The following is a 15034-nucleotide window of genomic DNA, read 5'->3' as shown; positions in this document are numbered from 1 at the left end:
GCCGTACCGCGCCGGGACCGGCGGGTTCGCCTCGGACGGGTCGGCCACCCGCCGCGACCTGGGCCGATGTGGCCCCGCCGGAGGCTCGGCCGAATCCCGGCCGCCGATCGCGACGAGCGGCTACAGTGCTGTCGGCCGTGGGATGGCGGCAGGCGAGGGAAGTCGTGCCGGGAGGCGGTGTGGCGGAGGTCGGGCCTCGGGAACCCGACGAAGCTGAGGAACACGTCGGAGAGGTACGGCCGGCAGGCCGGGACGGCGAGGGCGAGCGGCGCGGTGCCCTCCCCGCGGGCGACGCCGCCGACGCGCGGACCGGCGAGTCCTCGGACGAGACGGACCCGTCGGCGCCGCCGCGGCTGACGCGGGCCGCTCGGATACGCCGGATTCTGGGGGCGGTGTTGTCCCTGCTCGTCGCTCTCGGGATGCTCGCGCTGTCCTTCGTGTTCCTCGAGTAGGAGCGAGTCCCGGGCGCGCCACACCGGCCTCGTCGACGGTGTGACGACGCGTGGCCGGATCACCAGGGGATGATCGGGGCGGGCACCTCCTCGCCGCCGGACTCGTCGAGCTCGGCCCACACCACGGTGCCGTCCGTGTCCCGCTCGAACCCCCACCGCTTCGACAGCATCTCCACCAGGGCGAGACCGCGGCCGCCGATCGACCCCTCGTCGTACGGCAGCACGTGCGGAATGCCCGTCATGCCCCCGTCCCGCACGGCGACGATCACCCGGTCGGTGGCGACGGTCACCGACACCACGAACTCCTGCGCGGTCCCGTCGCGCCGCCCGCCGTGCTGTACCGCGTTGCCCGCGAGTTCGCTGGTGACCAGCATGAGGTCGTACGCACGCGGGTGATCCCCCACCTGCTCTCGCACGAACTCCCGTGCGGCCCTCACCTGGTCGTACGCCGCAGCGAACGTTCGGCTGATCGTCACCGGGTCCCGCCCCTGCTCCCCCCGCCGGTACGGCAGCGCCGTACCGGCTGCGTGTCCGTGCCCCCGTGTCCGCCCCCGGCGGAACCGGACGACGACGGCCTCGACGGCGAGCCCCATCCCTCGGACGCGCGTCGCCATGTGCGACAACGCGCCCTTCATGCCCGGCACCGCCCGTCCGCCTCGCGGCCCGCGCGCCAGGCCGGCCCGCCGTACGACCGCGGCCTCCGGTCCGCCGAGCCGGTACGCGACGGCCCGTCCCTGCGTTGGTCGAACCGCGAACGGACCCACTCGATTTGCCGGATACGCTCCGCCAGTTCTCCTGGACCGCCCGCTTCGATGAGGCTACCCGTGTGCCGGTACCGCTCTGGCGGCAGGGCCCACCATCTGCGCGTGGCCCGCCCGTACCACACGATCCACTCGGATAACCGCTCCCCCGGCCACTCCGGTGATCCCCCGGCCTCACCATCCGCGGCGTGCCCGGCGTCCCCGTCGTGGCGAGCCGAGGCGCCCTGCGCCGCAGGCCCGAAATGCCCCGCCGTACCACCGCCGGACGAGCCCGACCCCTGTGGCCTCTCCCCCGCGATCCCCGCAGGCGGCCTTCCATGCGGCCACCCGGCCGACGGCCCCGCGCCGACGCAGTCGGCCTCCCTCACGGTTCTCACCATCGTGAAGCCTTTCGCAGGTACCGATCGTTGGCCTGGCCGAGCAACCGACAGGGCGCGGCTTTTCGGTCACTCGCTCCCAGACCTGGACATTGCAGTCACCCAATGAATGTGTTCAAGCACGATCAGTGACTGCGTCTGTCACAATGACCGAAGGCTTCACGACTCGCAAGCCCTTTGCGTCGAAAGGTTGCCTACCCGCATCGCCGCCTCGGCGTGAACCCCCACGGGAGGACTCGATGCCGCACTACTCCATCCGCCTCAAGTGGCTCGGCAGCGCCCTCAACAAGATCCGAAGAGAAGCCGGCCTCACCATCGAAGCCGCCGCCGAACGCCTCCACTGGCCCCAATCCAAGATCAGCCGCATCGAGAACGGCATGATCCGCGCCCACTGGGGCGACATCCAGGACCTCCTCGACCTCTACGCCTTCGACGACCCCGACCAGCGCAAAGCCCTCATCGCCCTCGCCAAGAGCGCCCGCGAACGCGGCTGGTGGCACTCCTACGGAGCGAACCTCGCCCACCCCTTCGCCGACCTCCTCAGCCTGGAGACGACCTCGAAAGAGATCTGGTCATACGAGAACCAGGTCATCCCCGGCCTGCTCCAGACGAAGGAGTACGCCCTCGCCATGGTCGGCGGCAGCCGGGCCTGGGAGCGAAGAGAGGACGTCGAGAAGTTCGTCCAGATCAGAACCGCTCGCCAGAGCGTCCTCACCCGGTCCGATCCGCTCAACCTATGGGTGGTTCTTGGCGAAGCCGCGCTTCGGCAGATGGTCGGCGGACCAACGGTCATGCACGATCAGCTCCGCCACCTCCTCACGCTGGCCGAACTACCGAACCTCACGATCCAGGTCCTGCCGTTCTCCGCCGGCGCATCAACGGGCATGTTCGGCCCGTTCGAGGTCCTCGAATTCCCCGGTCCCGGAGTCACCGAGGTCGTCTACCTGGAGAATCTCCTCGGCGGTCTTTATCTGGAGAACGAAACTGAGGTACACAGGTATAGGTTGGCGTTCCAACACCTACGCGCATCGGCGCTGCCCGAGGCCGATTCGCTAAAAATGATCACAATGATCGCAGAGGAGATGAGTAGTGACCGGCCCTCAGCCGATGGCCAGAATCCGGGACGGTACGTCCCGGATTCAGTGGCGCAAGAGTAGCCACAGCGGCGACACCGGTAACTGCGTTGAGGTCGCTTTCCTCCCTTCCGGCCGAATCGGCGTTCGCGACTCGAAGAACCCCACAGGCCCCATACTCGAGATCCACGGCAGCGACTGGCGTGACTTCATCAACTGGATGCGTACGAATGAAATGACGTAAGAGCAGCTACAGCAGCAACGGCAACTGCGTTGAAGTCGCTCTCCTCCCATCAGGCCAAGTCGCCATCCGCGACTCGAAGAACCCCACAGGCCCCGTACTCGAGGTGAGCGAAAGCGACTGGCGTGACTTTGTTACCCGGATGCGCGCCAATGCAAGGGTGTGAAAGCACCTACAGCGGCGACGCCGGCAACTGAGCCGGGTCGCAGTTTCCCATCAGGGCAGGATCGGTATCCGCTATCCGAGAGCTTACAGGCCCAACCCATGAGATCAGCCGACAAGGTGGGTCTGCCTAACATCAAGCAGCTGCATGACGCCGAATCCGCATGGGGGGCCACGAGCGACCTCGGACGGACGATGAAGGCGCTGCACTCGCAAGCTCATATAAGTCCGCCTCAGGCGCACCGACAAGCGGTATGAGAGTAAATCGAGGAGCGCAGATGGGCGGATTACCAGGTTACAAGTGTTGACACAAGGTGCTCATAACTAAGCACTCGACGCTGCTGCGTGCATTCGTGCCATGCAGCTCTTTGTGTTGCGTTCCCAACCTTCTCAACGGCGGCAGCGAGTGCGTCATAGGCAATGTGATAGACAGCATCAACCTCGCCGGTACCCCGGGCGATGGCCTGTAGACGGCTCGGAAGCGGCTCCGCAGTCACCGTGACAAGATGAGGCAATCGCCCACGCCTATGACGAATCAGCTGGTTAAATTCGTGACGAATATTCTGGACACGATCAGATCTGATGGTCCACTTGCAGGAAATAGCTGCATGCAGGAACGGAAATCCCGCGTCCGGACTAGCGATGCCTACCGTAACGTCTGGCCTGATCAGATAATCGCGACCAATAGTAACAGCAAGCGCTGGATCGCGCTTCACGAGGGTGTCCACCTCATCGAGGTGCCGGTACTGCAGAAAGTCTGTAACTACCCGGCCACGGCTCACCTGCCATTCTCGATCAGGCTGACGCTGGACGAGCTGCTTAGCTAAATCGTCTTCTACTCTGGTTTCCAGAGCCGGTCCTGGGTTTTTCGGGACAGCGCTAGGGACGCCCGCAGGAACCTCGAGCTGATTGAGCATCTCGCTGGCCAACCTGACTGATTGATCACTATCAGTATCTGCACAGTTCGGCACAAGTTTCGACTTGCCTTTACTCTCAATCCAGCCTAGAAGCTCTCGGGCGAAACTGGCGGTCATACCTCTCCCCCTGCGCCTCGATACTTATCTGCTGATCGCCGAGGAACGAGCTAACAGCAGACGGTACTCAACTGATCTTGGACCTGTTCTTCGCGAACAAGTCATGACGCCGGTGATTCTCCTGTCCAAGGAATGCCTTGAACTCACCAAGTTCATACGCGACGTCGCCGTTAGATCTGGCGACTTCTTTCAATTCGAAGTCGCGGCTTAGGTGGTTGAGATGCCGCTCGACGTCCGGATGATCCATCGGCGTCCTGGTCTCCGCGAGCCGCTGAACGATCTGGTCGACCGTAAGTGGCCTGCTCGAATCGCGCAGAACCCTGTAGACAGGGTCGTGCACGGTATCGGTATCTTCAACCAGAATCTTTCGGACTCCTTCCTTACGCAGAGCCCTCGCAATTGAGACACCAATTGCTTTGGCTACAGGCGGCGGGAACGCGTTTCCGATCTGCCGGTACCTCGAGGTCTTACCACCGAGGAACTCCCACTGGCCGAACTCCTCGCCATACCAGCCTTGGATGCGGGCGACCATTTCGACCGTGAGCATCGGATACTTAGCGCCCTTAACCCGTGGATTGCCTGGTCCTGGCGGGCCGTCCGCAACTCCCTTGGCGTCGATTCCCATGGCCTCCCAGGCGAGCTTGGCTCGGGTAGGACCAAGGTCCGCACCTCCGTGCCGCTTGGATCCTCCAACGATGGTTGGGGCAATCTTGTTGGCTTTCCTCACCCATTCTTCGAGCTTTTCCGGAGGCCAGTCACCCTCTGCCATAAGATCCTTGAGAAGCTCGCCTACCGTAGGAGGCCGTTCTGTATTCTTCGCTGGCCATTCAAAGTATTCTGCATACTCTGGCTTAAGTGCGACGAGTACAAATCGTGGCCTAAGTTGCGATACCCCGTAGTCGTCGGCCTGAAGCAGTCTCCACTCGGTGATGTACCCGTACTCTCTCAGCCGATCGAGCACCCGCTGCCGATATGCTGTGAATCGGCTGCCACTGAGCCCTTTTACGTTTTCCAGCAATAGCGCCTTTGGCTGAACCCGGCCGCACAGCTCCACGGCCCATGCGAACAGATCACGCTCATCTGTCGCCCCTAGCTGTTTCCCTGCAATACTGAAGGGCGGGCATGGCACGCCTCCTGCGAGCAAATCGATGCCGCAGTACTCGTCCGGATCCCATACTTCTGGATCAGCAACGTCACCGATTCGTACGGTGTCCTCTGCTTCCTTTTCGTCGTACCCGAGTACTTTTACGAGGTTATGCCGCAGGGTGGCAGCAGCTTGTTCATCCAGCTCAATAGCAAGCACATGCCGGAATCCGGCACGTTCTAGCCCGAGTGTTTGACCGCCTGCGCCGGCACAGATCTCGACAACCTTCAGCGGTTCCTGGCCGTCTGGCGCCATAGACAGCTCTAGCTGCACAGGACCTTCCGACCCGCGCTCAGACACTGCTGTCTCCAGTTCGGGGGACTGCCCGTCGTGACGGGCTGCGATAGCCCGGGACTCCGCTCCGGTCACTAGGACCCCTTTCCTACTCCGGATGAAGCAGTGACCCAGTGGGCAGCTGTATCTTCGCGGAGAAGACCGTTAGCTGTATGCCCCTTGGGACGAGTGTGCGAGAGATCGACAGAGCTCAGGCGAGGAAGCGGGCTCACGAGCGCGGCATCTATCCCGCTCCGCTCAATGAGGGCCGCTCCCGCAACATGCAGGCCAACCGGCGCGCGGACACCAAGCCTGAGGTCGCTCTGCGCAAGGCCCTCCATCGCATGGGCTTCCGCTACCGCAAGGACCTCCGGCTCGACCTGGGGGACATCAAGGTCCGACCAGACATCGTCTTCACCGCCAAGAAGGTTGCCGTCTTCGTCGACGGCTGCTTCTGGCACGTCTGCCCAGAGCATGGACGGCAGCCGACCACCAACGAGTGGTACTGGACGCCCAAGCTCCGCAGGAACATGGAGCGAGATCGCCGGGTCAATGCCGCGCTCGAAGCTGCAGGCTGGCGAGTAGTCCGGCTCTGGGAACATGAGGCCCTCGACACTGCAGTAGCTGCCGTCGTTGCTGCAGTGAAGCCCGAGACCGAACACCCGAGCGAGACTAGCGGGAAAGACTGACAAACCCATAAGCGGGACCAGGAGCCCCGCTCCGCCAGATGGCAAAAACCCGGTAACGCACCGTATACATCCGGCCAGTATGCCCCACGAGCACCGCTAGACCAGGTCAGCCAGCTTGACGCATCGTGCCCCTTGATTGCACAGAGTGTCCATGAAGGCGACACACGTACTGGGACGATCCGTACCGCCCAGCCCTTCCTAGCACACAGGCCGACAGCGGGAGACCGGCATCCCCAGCCGCGGATCACTGCACGAAGGCAGCACGCACCAACTAGCTATGAGCCCTCGGCTGCTACTCCTGGCCGACACTGCGTAGCAGCAGCGAGTGCCAAAGAGCTGACCGTCGGCAGCACAAAGCTCCCACACCAGACCGGCCAGTTGGGCACGTCCCTTGGGCCCCATCCCGACGGGGTGTCAGAGGTCAAACGACTTCTCCAGCTCCTCGAGAACCGCCCTCCGGGCTTCGTGGGGCAGTCGCCGGTACGCGCTCCAAGCACGCTCAAGGGGCGTGGAACCTCGACGCCCCCGTGTGATCCAGGTGTGGAGACGACGCAGATCTTGCGGTTCCAGCGCTCGAATGTCCGCGAGGACCTCATCCATCCGCACCGGCTCGCCAGGCTGCCCAGCCCGGCACCGCTTGCATTGGGTAGCGAGCATCGTCTCCCTGCTGCCGTCAGGAAGAACTACCTCCATACGGCTGACCGAGAGCACCGCGGTCTGGTTCGAGTCTTCGGGATACGGCTCGCCGCCGGAGATGCCACAGATGACACACATATAGTCGTCTCGCTGGAGAATCTCCTGCTTCTCCTTGGCCGAGATCGGCTTCTTGGCAGCGGCCTCACGGCGTGCGGCCGGATCCCAGACCGGCACACCAATCCTCACCAAACGCTGCTCCTCGGCAGCAAGCGTGGCATCCTCAGCGTTCGTGAGGATCACCCATCCGTAGTCGCGCAGGTCCCGCACCCGGCGGTCGATCTGCGACACGCCCGGGAAGGCTTCCCGCAGCTGCTCCTTGGTGAAGGTGTTGCCCTCGCCAACCTCCTCAACGAGCCACAGGGCCGCTCTCACCATCGAGCCAACCTTCAACTTAGGGTCGTTCCACACGCGAGGGCTCATCGTCCTAACTCCCGGTACCTCTGCTGCTGGCCTAGCTTCCGCAGCATGCTAGGCCGTAGCCTTCCGTATCTATCATGAGTGCGGAGTGATACCCCCTCAGTGCAACTTGGAGACCTGCGTCATGGCTGTGAGTTCCGGTGTTCCTCCCCAGGCCGAGCAAATCCGAAAGGTGGTTGAGGAACGCCTGAAGCAAGCTGAGATCGAAAACGGCGCGAAGGTCACCGTCGACTGGCGTGGCGAACAGCGGCATCTCTATGTCATTTCCATGCCCGTCGACATGCTCTATTACAACCCATATACGCACCGGATCCGGGCGCAGAGAACCTTCGATCCTGAACGCAACAGGATTCTCGAGGAAGATCCCTGGAGCGACGAAGCGCAAGCATACCTTGCAGATCTCCTTCGCCGCAGGCCGTCAAATCCTAACCACACGGATCCCGATTATCTGGCGCTGGTCAGGGAGCTGGAGGAATTTGGCCAGCGAGAGCCAGGCATAATTAGCCCGGATGGAATAATTGTCGATGGCAACACCCGATGCGTGGCTCTGCGAGAGCTGGGCATCCCTAACATGCGCGTCGGGGTACTCCCTTCTGATACCACACTGCAGGACATCACGAGCGTTGAACTTGCACTTCAGCTCCGCAGGGATAGGCGTCGCGAGTATTCGTACATCAATCGGCTTATTGCGATCGAAGAGCAACTAGCGAATGGTCGCAGTGAAGAAGCGGTCGCGCGTGACTTCAACATTAGAGTCAAGACTCTTCGGCAAGATCGTTGGGTTTACGCCCTTATCAGGGAGGCAATCGAGCGAAGTCGCACAGAAAACGGGGCGCAGCTGAGGCTTGTTGACTTTGAAGAGCATCAGGAAAAGCTAAGGGAGCTCCAGCGCGATTACGCGAAGAAGGCTGCTACCGATCCGGAGGCAGCTGAGCGGCTTAAGGAAGCTCGGCTGGCAATGGTCATCCTGAACCTGCCCAAAACTTCGCTTCGTTATGCGGAGGAGGACTTCCACAGCCGCTACCTCGACGAGCGGCTTCCGGATGAGCTACGTGACATTGACCAGGAGGATGTCGGCTCAGTAGCAATCCCTGGCCTGCCGGGCGTGTCAGTTCCCGATACTAAAGCATGGGCAAAAGCAGAAAAAGCTCTCACCGACAAGCTCCTCAAGGCTTATGCAACGATAAATAGAGATCCCAGCGCCGCCGACGCAAAAAGCGCATCAGCACTCATTACGAAGGCGCGCGACTCGTTTGATCTAGCAGTACGTCTTGCTGGACAGAACGCGCAGCTAAGGAAACGCCAGGTTGCCGTTCAGGAACGGCTCTCCGAGGCAGCTGAGTTTATTAAGCAGTGCGCAACAGAATATGCCGAAGCTAAAGCGAAGCGTGCACTGGACGAGGAAGCATTTGATGAAGCACTCATCCAGCTGCGCGAGAGCCTTGCCCGCCTAGCTCGTCAGGCAAGCCGATCTGCCCATGAGCCCGGAGAGGGAGTTAAGTGGCTGCTGGAGACGACGAGGGAAAGCTAGTGCCTGATAGCGGATCGGCGCCGAGCCTAACAATCAGCTTCGCCGGCGACGTGACCAAGGCTGTTCTGCGCGCAAGACCCGACTGTCATGAGGATCTCAAACGACTTGCGCTGAGGTTCCGGACCGGTGTCATGCGCATCTCGGGCGAGCTAGAGGTCGACATCGAAGACCTCCTGCTTAATCTGGCAGCCCTAGCGTCATGGCCAGAAAATAATTCAGTACGCTGGGACGAGCACCTAGCTAGGTTCGCCACCGATACCGCGCGTGACGCGCAGCTAATGGCTGCGCGTCTCGAGGGTATAGGTCCTTCTGCTGAAGTCGCGCCCGAGGAGGTCCCAGATCTTCTCGGGGAAGGCTGGAAAGCTCCCCTCACACCTTTCCAGCTACGTGATATTGCTAGATTGCTTTCCCTCAAGCATGGGGCAAACTTTTCCGTTCCTGGTGCCGGCAAGACACGAGTAGCACTTGCGGTTTTCCATGTTCTGCGCAGCAGGGGCATAGAGCGACTGTTAATAGTCTGCCCGAAATCTGCATATGAATCATGGACTTTTGAAAACCAGCATTGCCTCGCCGAACCCCTGCACATGGAGGTTTTCGGAAAAAATAACAGCCCAAGCACTGAATCGTTCCTCGTGAACTATGAACGCCTCCGCAATGACGGCGTAACCAATTACCTCGGACAATGGCTCTCCGCCCGCCCTTCGATGCTTATTCTGGACGAGGCTCACCGGATGAAGCTGGGAGCCGAAGGGATTTACGGATCTGCCTGTTTTGCACTCGGCCCCAGAGCCAGACACCGACTGATCTTGACAGGTACACCTGCCCCTAACGGAGCAAAGGACCTAGAAAATCTATTTTCCTTTGTCTGGCCGGGCATCGGGCGTCAGAAAGTAGTACAAGCCGTCGGTGGTGGCGACCTTGTCAAAGCGAGCCGTGTATTGCGTCCGCTTTTCACTCGGACAACAAAGAAGGAACTTGGCCTCCCCCCTGTAAAGACACGTATCCGCGCACTCGACCTGCCCCCGTTGCACCAGGAAATCTATGACGCTTTGCGAGGACAGTTCTCGGTACGCGCCAAAGGCCACGAGGGCGACTTCATGGCACTTGGAAAGATTTCTCTTTATATGCTAATGGCGGCTATATCGCCAGCACTACTCGTTGCCGGCACTACTCCATATGAGCCGCTCCTCTACCGGGTGCCCCCCTTGGAAATTCCGCCGGACTCGCACCTGGCAGAGCTCATGCGGAACTTGCCTGACTACGAGCTATCACCTAAATATCGAGAGGCAGTCGCCATCGTTGCCGACAATGCCTCTAAAGGGCGGAAGACCCTGGTCTGGTCGACCTTCGTTCGTAGCCTTAACACGCTTTCCAAGCTGCTCCAGCAATTCCGGCCAGCCCTAGTTCACAGCGGCACGAAGGATCGCGACGCAGAAATTTCGCGATTCAGAAACGATCCGGACTGCATGGTTCTGCTTTCAAATCCTGCCACCCTCGGAGAAGGGATCAGCCTGCATCACACATGTCATGACGCGGTTTATATCGATCGTGACTTCGCGGCAGGCAGATTTCTGCAAAGCCTGGATCGTATTCACCGTCTAGGGCTTGATCCGGATACGGAAACTCGCGTCACCATCCTGGCGTGCGCCGGCACGATAGACGAAGTAGTGGAGCAGCGCCTAGCAGCCAAGCTGGAGTTCATGGGAAGCATCCTCGACGACCCTACGGTGAGGGAACTGGCAGACCTCTATGAGGAGCCTGCCGTGGGCGGCGGGCTCGACGAGAAGGATCTCCAGGCTTTGCTCGGCCATCTCAGCGCTTGATATATACCTGCTCGCCTCAGCAAAGCGCAGACCAGGGAAGCCGGCTTCTCTCGTGCCTTATATCTACTTCGGGTGAGACGCCAGCCGGCACAAAGGGAAGCGCTTTCCGTAGTCAAATAGGAGTTTTCAGGCTGGGGTCCGGGGAGCCAGAAGTGTGCGCCAACGGCTTCACACTCACTCTCCTGTCGGACCCCCAGCCTGGCGCCAAATATCCTCGAACTCTTCTTTCGATATTGTGGAGGCGGACAGCTCGGGGGTTGAGTCAATCTCTTCTATTGAACCCACCGGGCATTCCGACAAGCCGGTCAGATCCGTCTCCGTTTCTGCGTTTGCCCACTCCAGCCGGCCATCACGGAATAGCTGCACTTTCCGAGTCTCGTAACCATCGTCGCCGACCTCGCTGTATAGCTCTATGGGCTCGTCGGCATGGCTATGGCTCCACGCTACCTTGAGGTACCACACGAGATCTGTTCACCCCCCACATTACGATCCGGCCCTTCAGATCGAGCGGTTCATGACCGGGGATGCGGTACACGTGGCGTCTGCAGCGGACCACAACCAGTCCGGTCACATCCAATCCAAGGTAGTGGGTGAAGCGCCATGCTTCCTCGGGACGACGCACAAGGTAGAAGGCAAGCCGCGATCCGGGCATCGTTCCCGGCGGTATGTCCGTCAGGTACTGCCCATCGCCATAGCGGGCATCCCTGGACCATCTCGAGCGCAACGAAGGCCTCAGCTCGCGGGTCTTCAAGATCGACGCGAGATTCTCTTCCCTTGTGTAGTGCCACAGAATCCGGCTGCCGTTGCCGTTGGACGGACGCTGGCTCACGGAGATCCTACCGGCGCCCAGCTCGTAGGCGTGGTGACTCTTGCGCATGGCCACCAGGAAAGCACATTACCGACCCATTTTGACCAGTTCAACCAGAACTGGAAGATTGCGGAATCTTGCGCCACATGCTCCGCCGGTAGAGCAAAGAAGCGCTACCTCGCTGGCGCAGATCCATCTCGCTTCGCCGACGAGATCGAAGGAAGCCGATAGATGTGACTGTGTACGCCAGCCGGTCCCTCGGATGCTGCAAGCGAATGAAATTCCGGGCATTCCGGCCCTGATCTACCCATTCCGGCACGGTCCTGCCCATCCGTGCATTTAGGCGAAAAATCTACGAAGCGCTTGCGCAGATACCTCGGAATGCCCTACAAGGGATAGAACATCAACAGCAACAGAAGGGACGCGAAGGACTCAAGTTGTGCAATAACCCACCCGAGTGGGCCAAAATGATCATGGCCCAGATCGAGTCAACAGGCGTTACTGCGCGCAAACTGGCCCAGGAATCGGTCAGGGTTGTCGCTCGGTTCAAAACGCTATGCCCTGAAATAGACAGTCAGAGCATCCTAACAGAATCTACGCTGTCCCGCTTGCGTAGCGCCAATGCGCGGCCAAAGCGAGACAGGCTTATCGTTCTGGGCCTTACATGCGACTGGGTCACCGATCCCGCAAGCTCTCACTGGACGGAGAAGCGATGCCAAGATGCCCTGGCCGGGGCATATGCCTTTGCCCATGAGGTTCTCGCTGCCTCGAGCGGAGCGCCGAAGCGCAGCGGCATACCCGGGGACAACCCTGTCATCGCGCGGCACAGGCACACCAAGTTCGCCTTCGGCAGCGCGGGCGAGCAGCTCTTGGCCGAACTGGATCTGAACGACGGGTCGGCCGAGGCGAAACTCGAACTGCTGCACAGGCTTGCAGGGGATAGCGATGACGCTCGCTACTGGAGGATGCGCGCGGAGGCCCGCTCCCCCGATTACGCACCACCAGAGTCCCTGCCGGAGTGCTGCACTGCAGCCCGGCGGTACGCACTGGAATACTTCCGCAAGCAGAATCTGAGCCTCGCTCAGCTTTTCCTGCAGGTAGCCGCGGACCGAGGAGATGAGGAGTCAAAGAAGGCGCTCGCTTCACTTAAGGGCTTCGAAGAGCAGTTGGCCGCTTCTATCCGGCTAGTTGCTGGCAGAACCGGCACGGGGACTCCATCCCGTTCCGGCCCGCCACGAGCTACGTCGGCATGCCGGCAGTGAGAAATACGCATAAAAGAAAGGAAGTACATGAACTGGAAGTGCTGCTGCTCTGCAGCTGATCGCCGCGGATCGGCTCGGCGCGAGCCTGGCCACCGCTGGGCGCGCGTACCCGGATGTACGTACGCTCCCGGATGTACGTACGCTGACCCGCTCCGCAAGCCTGCCCTGACCTGTTGCCCGATCAGGTGGCGCTCTGACATGCCGAAGTGGCGGCAGATCATTGAGCGGCTGAGGAGGTGTATCTTCCTCGGCCACTACCCGCCGGGTACCCCCCTGCTGATCAGGGACATCGTGTGCAAGTTCGGCGTGGGGCGCGGTACGGCACAGAAGGTCCTCAGGCGCCTGCGGGACGAGGGCCTCGTCTATATGGAACGGGGCATGGGCGCCTTCGTCTCGCCGCGCGTCAGCGAGAACTAGAAGGGCACCCGATAAGGGCACGAGCCCACGGGTGCCCAGTGAGCAACCAACCAGCATCGTAGCTATCGAAGGTGGCCGCCCTGCAGGGCGGCCACCTTCAAATCTCTATGCACTCGACATTACCCCTGTTCCGACAGTAACGACGCCTGTCACGAAGACTCGCCGCGGGCCCGAGCTGAAGGGGTCTCAGAGAGCGCCGTGGGCCTTGCAATCTAGGGAGTCCAGGACCTCGGTGGCGGCGCGGTGGGCGGAGCGGACGGCGCCGTCCATGTGGCCTTCGCCGAGATAGGAGGTCTCGCTGCCGGCCCAGTGGAGGGGGCCGATCGGGCGGGTGAGCCAGGCGTGGTGGGTGCCGAGGAGGCCTGGGGGGACGCGGGGGAGGCAGCCGGTCTGCCAGGGTTCGGCCGACCAGTCCTGTTCACGGTACTCGATGGGGTCGCGGGCCTTCGGGCCGAACAGGGCGGTCAGGTCGTCGACGATCTTTCGGCGGCGGCGGTCCCGGGCGTCGGGGTGGAGGAGGGCGGGGTCGTCGATCAGGGGGAGGCCGAGCAGGACGAGGAGGATGCCGGAGCCGTCGCCCGGGGGTGAGACGTCGAAGGTGAGGCGGACGGTGCCGGTGTCGGTGACCGCGGCGCCGGTGAGGCCGAGGTCGCGCCACCACGGACGGGGGTAGACGAGGTGGGCTTTGACGCCGCTGCCGGTCTGCCACCGGGTCTGCAGGTCGGCGCGTGGGGGCGGCAGGGGCGGGTCGTGGGCGATGGTGCGGGCGGTGGCCGGGTCCATGGCGATCACGACGCGACGGGCCGTGATGGGGGTACGGCCGGGCACGGTCACGGTGGCGTGGTCGGCGGTGCGGGTGATGCGGGTGACCGGGTGGCCGAGCAGGATGCGGCCGGTCAGCTCGTTGGCCAGGCGGGCCGTGAGGGTGGCGGCGCCGCCGGCGATGCGGTGGGCGAGGGCGCCGTCGCGTACCCCGATCAGGCGGGACAGGCCGCCGTTGCCGCCGACGTGGGCGGCGAAGGCGAGGAGGGACAGCTCTTCGGGACGGCAGGCGAAGCTCGCCGCGGTCGCGACCTGCAGGATGAGGCGGGCGGCGCGGGTGTGCACGTGGCGGTCGAGCCAGGCCGCCACGGTCCAGGTGTCGAGGCGGGCGGCGTAGGGGCCGGTCAACGGGGGTGGGCCGAGGCGGCGGGCCATGCGGTCGACGGCCCGGCGGGCGCGGGCGAGGTCGAGCAGCGCGGCCGGGCCGAGCCGCGGGAGGTCGCCGCGGTAGCGGTGGGTGCGGCCGCCGATGCGCAGCAGGTTGTGGCCTGCGGTGTACTGCGGGATGAGGGCGATGCCGAGTTCGTCGAGCAGGGCCAGGACCGCGTCCTGGCCGGGTCCCACCCAGGCACCGCCGGCGTCCAGGGCGACGCCGGCGGTCGTGGTCGTGGTGAGCAGGCGGCCGCCGACCCGGTTCTTGGCCTCCAGGACGAGGACGCGGAGGCCCGCACGGTGCAGGAGTCTCGCGGTGACGAGGCCGGACAGGCCGGCACCGATCACGACGACGTCGGCCTCGCGTGGCGTGGACGCGGTGAGCCGGGGCGTCATCGGGCACCCCCTGCGCGGGTGCCGGGGCCGGGGACGGGCCGCTCGTCGGGGCGCTTCCGGAGGAAGTGCGGGTACCGGTCGGGTACGGCCTCGGCGGCGTGGGCCGTGCAGCGGATTTGATGATCGTCGGTGGCGAGGGCCGTCGGTCGCGTCCCTCGGCGGGCGGGGCCGTAGTGGTCGGCCATGGGTCCTCCTGGTCGAGTCGGGTCGGGTCACGGACCCGCGACGCGGAGCCACCCCGGCGGGAACGCGACCGGGTCCGTGACATGACGGACTCGGTCAGC

15 protein-coding genes and 1 pseudogene are annotated in these 15034 nt (G+C 62.8%); 9 read left to right on the top strand and 7 right to left on the bottom strand.

All coding sequences use genetic code 11. From position 1 onward, the window contains the following. The first annotated feature begins 179 nt into the window (after positions 1-179). Positions 180-452 carry a hypothetical protein gene (locus FHX40_RS24110; RefSeq protein ID WP_142262250.1) on the top strand — a complete coding sequence of 91 codons (273 nt, stop codon included), beginning with the start codon at positions 180-182 and terminating at the stop codon, positions 450-452. 59 nt (positions 453-511) lie between these two features. Here FHX40_RS24110 and FHX40_RS25330 read toward each other — a convergent pair whose 3' ends face one another. Then, positions 512-1045, bottom strand: coding sequence for an ATP-binding protein (locus FHX40_RS25330; protein ID WP_280525124.1), 534 nt, complete (start codon positions 1043-1045; stop codon positions 512-514). Between the two features lie 784 nt (positions 1046-1829). On the opposite strand from FHX40_RS25330, the gene FHX40_RS24100 reads away from it, so the two are divergent. The 3 genes and pseudogenes from FHX40_RS24100 to FHX40_RS25970 all read left to right on the top strand — a co-directional run. Then, positions 1830-2747, top strand: a complete 918-nt coding sequence (locus tag FHX40_RS24100; protein WP_170198984.1) for a helix-turn-helix domain-containing protein — start codon at positions 1830-1832, stop codon at positions 2745-2747. Further along, positions 2698-2907: a DUF397 domain-containing protein gene (locus FHX40_RS24095; RefSeq protein ID WP_142262373.1), complete on the top strand. Its 210-nt coding sequence runs from the start codon at positions 2698-2700 to the stop codon at positions 2905-2907. The genes FHX40_RS24100 and FHX40_RS24095 overlap by 50 nt, the downstream gene beginning before the upstream one ends. Before the next feature lie 7 nt (positions 2908-2914). Next, positions 2915-3070, top strand: a pseudogene (locus tag FHX40_RS25970) (DUF397 domain-containing protein); the annotation flags it as partial. Positions 3071-3353: 283 nt separating this feature from the next. Here FHX40_RS25970 and FHX40_RS24085 read toward each other — a convergent pair. Both FHX40_RS24085 and dcm read right to left on the bottom strand, forming a co-directional pair. Beyond that, on the bottom strand, positions 3354-4100 hold the full coding sequence (locus FHX40_RS24085; RefSeq protein WP_142262247.1) for an NgoMIV family type II restriction endonuclease: 747 nt from the start codon (positions 4098-4100) through the stop codon (positions 3354-3356). A 67-nt stretch (positions 4101-4167) separates the two neighbouring features. Beyond that, a complete protein-coding gene (dcm, locus tag FHX40_RS24080) occupies positions 4168-5517 on the bottom strand; it encodes a DNA (cytosine-5-)-methyltransferase (protein WP_229788438.1) in 1350 nt (449 codons plus the stop codon). Between the two features lie 191 nt (positions 5518-5708). Between dcm and FHX40_RS24075 the strand changes: the two genes are divergently transcribed. Continuing rightward, positions 5709-6206, top strand: coding sequence for a very short patch repair endonuclease (locus FHX40_RS24075; protein WP_229788441.1), 498 nt, complete (start codon positions 5709-5711; stop codon positions 6204-6206). 414 nt (positions 6207-6620) lie between these two features. On the opposite strand, the gene FHX40_RS24070 is transcribed toward FHX40_RS24075, so the two are convergent. Continuing rightward, entirely contained in the window at positions 6621-7310 is a 690-nt protein-coding gene (locus FHX40_RS24070) for an RNA-binding protein (protein ID WP_244941619.1), read from the bottom strand. A 133-nt stretch (positions 7311-7443) separates the two neighbouring features. On the opposite strand from FHX40_RS24070, the gene FHX40_RS24065 reads away from it, so the two are divergent. Both FHX40_RS24065 and FHX40_RS24060 read left to right on the top strand, forming a co-directional pair. Further along, entirely contained in the window at positions 7444-8850 is a 1407-nt protein-coding gene (locus FHX40_RS24065) for a ParB N-terminal domain-containing protein (protein ID WP_142262244.1), read from the top strand. Beyond that, entirely contained in the window at positions 8820-10673 is a 1854-nt protein-coding gene (locus FHX40_RS24060) for a DEAD/DEAH box helicase (protein ID WP_229788443.1), read from the top strand. Before FHX40_RS24065 ends, FHX40_RS24060 begins: the two co-directional genes overlap by 31 nt. Before the next feature lie 174 nt (positions 10674-10847). On the opposite strand, the gene FHX40_RS26340 is transcribed toward FHX40_RS24060, so the two are convergent. Together FHX40_RS26340 and FHX40_RS26335 are read right to left on the bottom strand one after the other, a co-directional pair. Next, on the bottom strand, positions 10848-11135 hold the full coding sequence (locus FHX40_RS26340; RefSeq protein ID WP_142262243.1) for a DUF6881 domain-containing protein: 288 nt from the start codon (positions 11133-11135) through the stop codon (positions 10848-10850). After that, positions 11104-11550, bottom strand: a complete 447-nt coding sequence (locus tag FHX40_RS26335) for an HYD1 signature containing ADP-ribosyltransferase family protein (protein ID WP_373286885.1) — start codon at positions 11548-11550, stop codon at positions 11104-11106. The genes FHX40_RS26340 and FHX40_RS26335 overlap by 32 nt, the downstream gene beginning before the upstream one ends. A gap of 404 nt (positions 11551-11954) precedes the next feature. Here FHX40_RS26335 and FHX40_RS24045 point away from each other — a divergent pair, with 404 nt between their 5' ends. Then, positions 11955-12743 (top strand): hypothetical protein, encoded by a 789-nt coding sequence (locus FHX40_RS24045; RefSeq protein ID WP_142262241.1) that lies wholly within the window; start codon positions 11955-11957, stop codon positions 12741-12743. 198 nt (positions 12744-12941) lie between these two features. Then, on the top strand, positions 12942-13160 hold the full coding sequence (locus FHX40_RS25325) for a GntR family transcriptional regulator (RefSeq protein WP_170198982.1): 219 nt from the start codon (positions 12942-12944) through the stop codon (positions 13158-13160). Between the two features lie 186 nt (positions 13161-13346). On the opposite strand, the gene FHX40_RS24035 is transcribed toward FHX40_RS25325, so the two are convergent. Next, positions 13347-14750 (bottom strand): flavin monoamine oxidase family protein, encoded by a 1404-nt coding sequence (locus tag FHX40_RS24035; RefSeq protein WP_142262239.1) that lies wholly within the window; start codon positions 14748-14750, stop codon positions 13347-13349. Positions 14751-15034 lie beyond the last annotated feature (284 nt).

The organism is Thermopolyspora flexuosa, from assembly GCF_006716785.1.
Lineage (GTDB): Bacteria > Actinomycetota > Actinomycetes > Streptosporangiales > Streptosporangiaceae > Thermopolyspora > Thermopolyspora flexuosa.
Note: the sequence above shows the minus strand (reverse complement) of the source record. Positions and strands in the feature narration are given on the sequence as shown.

Bases quoted from the DNA above. Each gene is read 5' to 3' on its own strand.
- FHX40_RS25330 (WP_280525124.1), bottom strand. From the start codon at position 1,045: ATGGGGCTCGCCGTCGAGGCCGTCGTCGTCCGGTTCCGCCGGGGGCGG.
- FHX40_RS24100 (WP_170198984.1), top strand. From the start codon at position 1,830: ATGCCGCACTACTCCATCCGCCTCAAGTGGCTCGGCAGCGCCCTCAAC.
- FHX40_RS24095 (WP_142262373.1), top strand. From the start codon at position 2,698: ATGGCCAGAATCCGGGACGGTACGTCCCGGATTCAGTGGCGCAAGAGT.
- FHX40_RS24085 (WP_142262247.1), bottom strand. From the start codon at position 4,100: ATGACCGCCAGTTTCGCCCGAGAGCTTCTAGGCTGGATTGAGAGTAAA.
- FHX40_RS24065 (WP_142262244.1), top strand. From the start codon at position 7,444: ATGGCTGTGAGTTCCGGTGTTCCTCCCCAGGCCGAGCAAATCCGAAAG.
- FHX40_RS26335 (WP_373286885.1), bottom strand. From the start codon at position 11,550: ATGCGCAAGAGTCACCACGCCTACGAGCTGGGCGCCGGTAGGATCTCC.
- FHX40_RS24045 (WP_142262241.1), top strand. From the start codon at position 11,955: ATGGCCCAGATCGAGTCAACAGGCGTTACTGCGCGCAAACTGGCCCAG.
- FHX40_RS25325 (WP_170198982.1), top strand. From the start codon at position 12,942: ATGCCGAAGTGGCGGCAGATCATTGAGCGGCTGAGGAGGTGTATCTTC.
- FHX40_RS24035 (WP_142262239.1), bottom strand. From the start codon at position 14,750: ATGACGCCCCGGCTCACCGCGTCCACGCCACGCGAGGCCGACGTCGTC.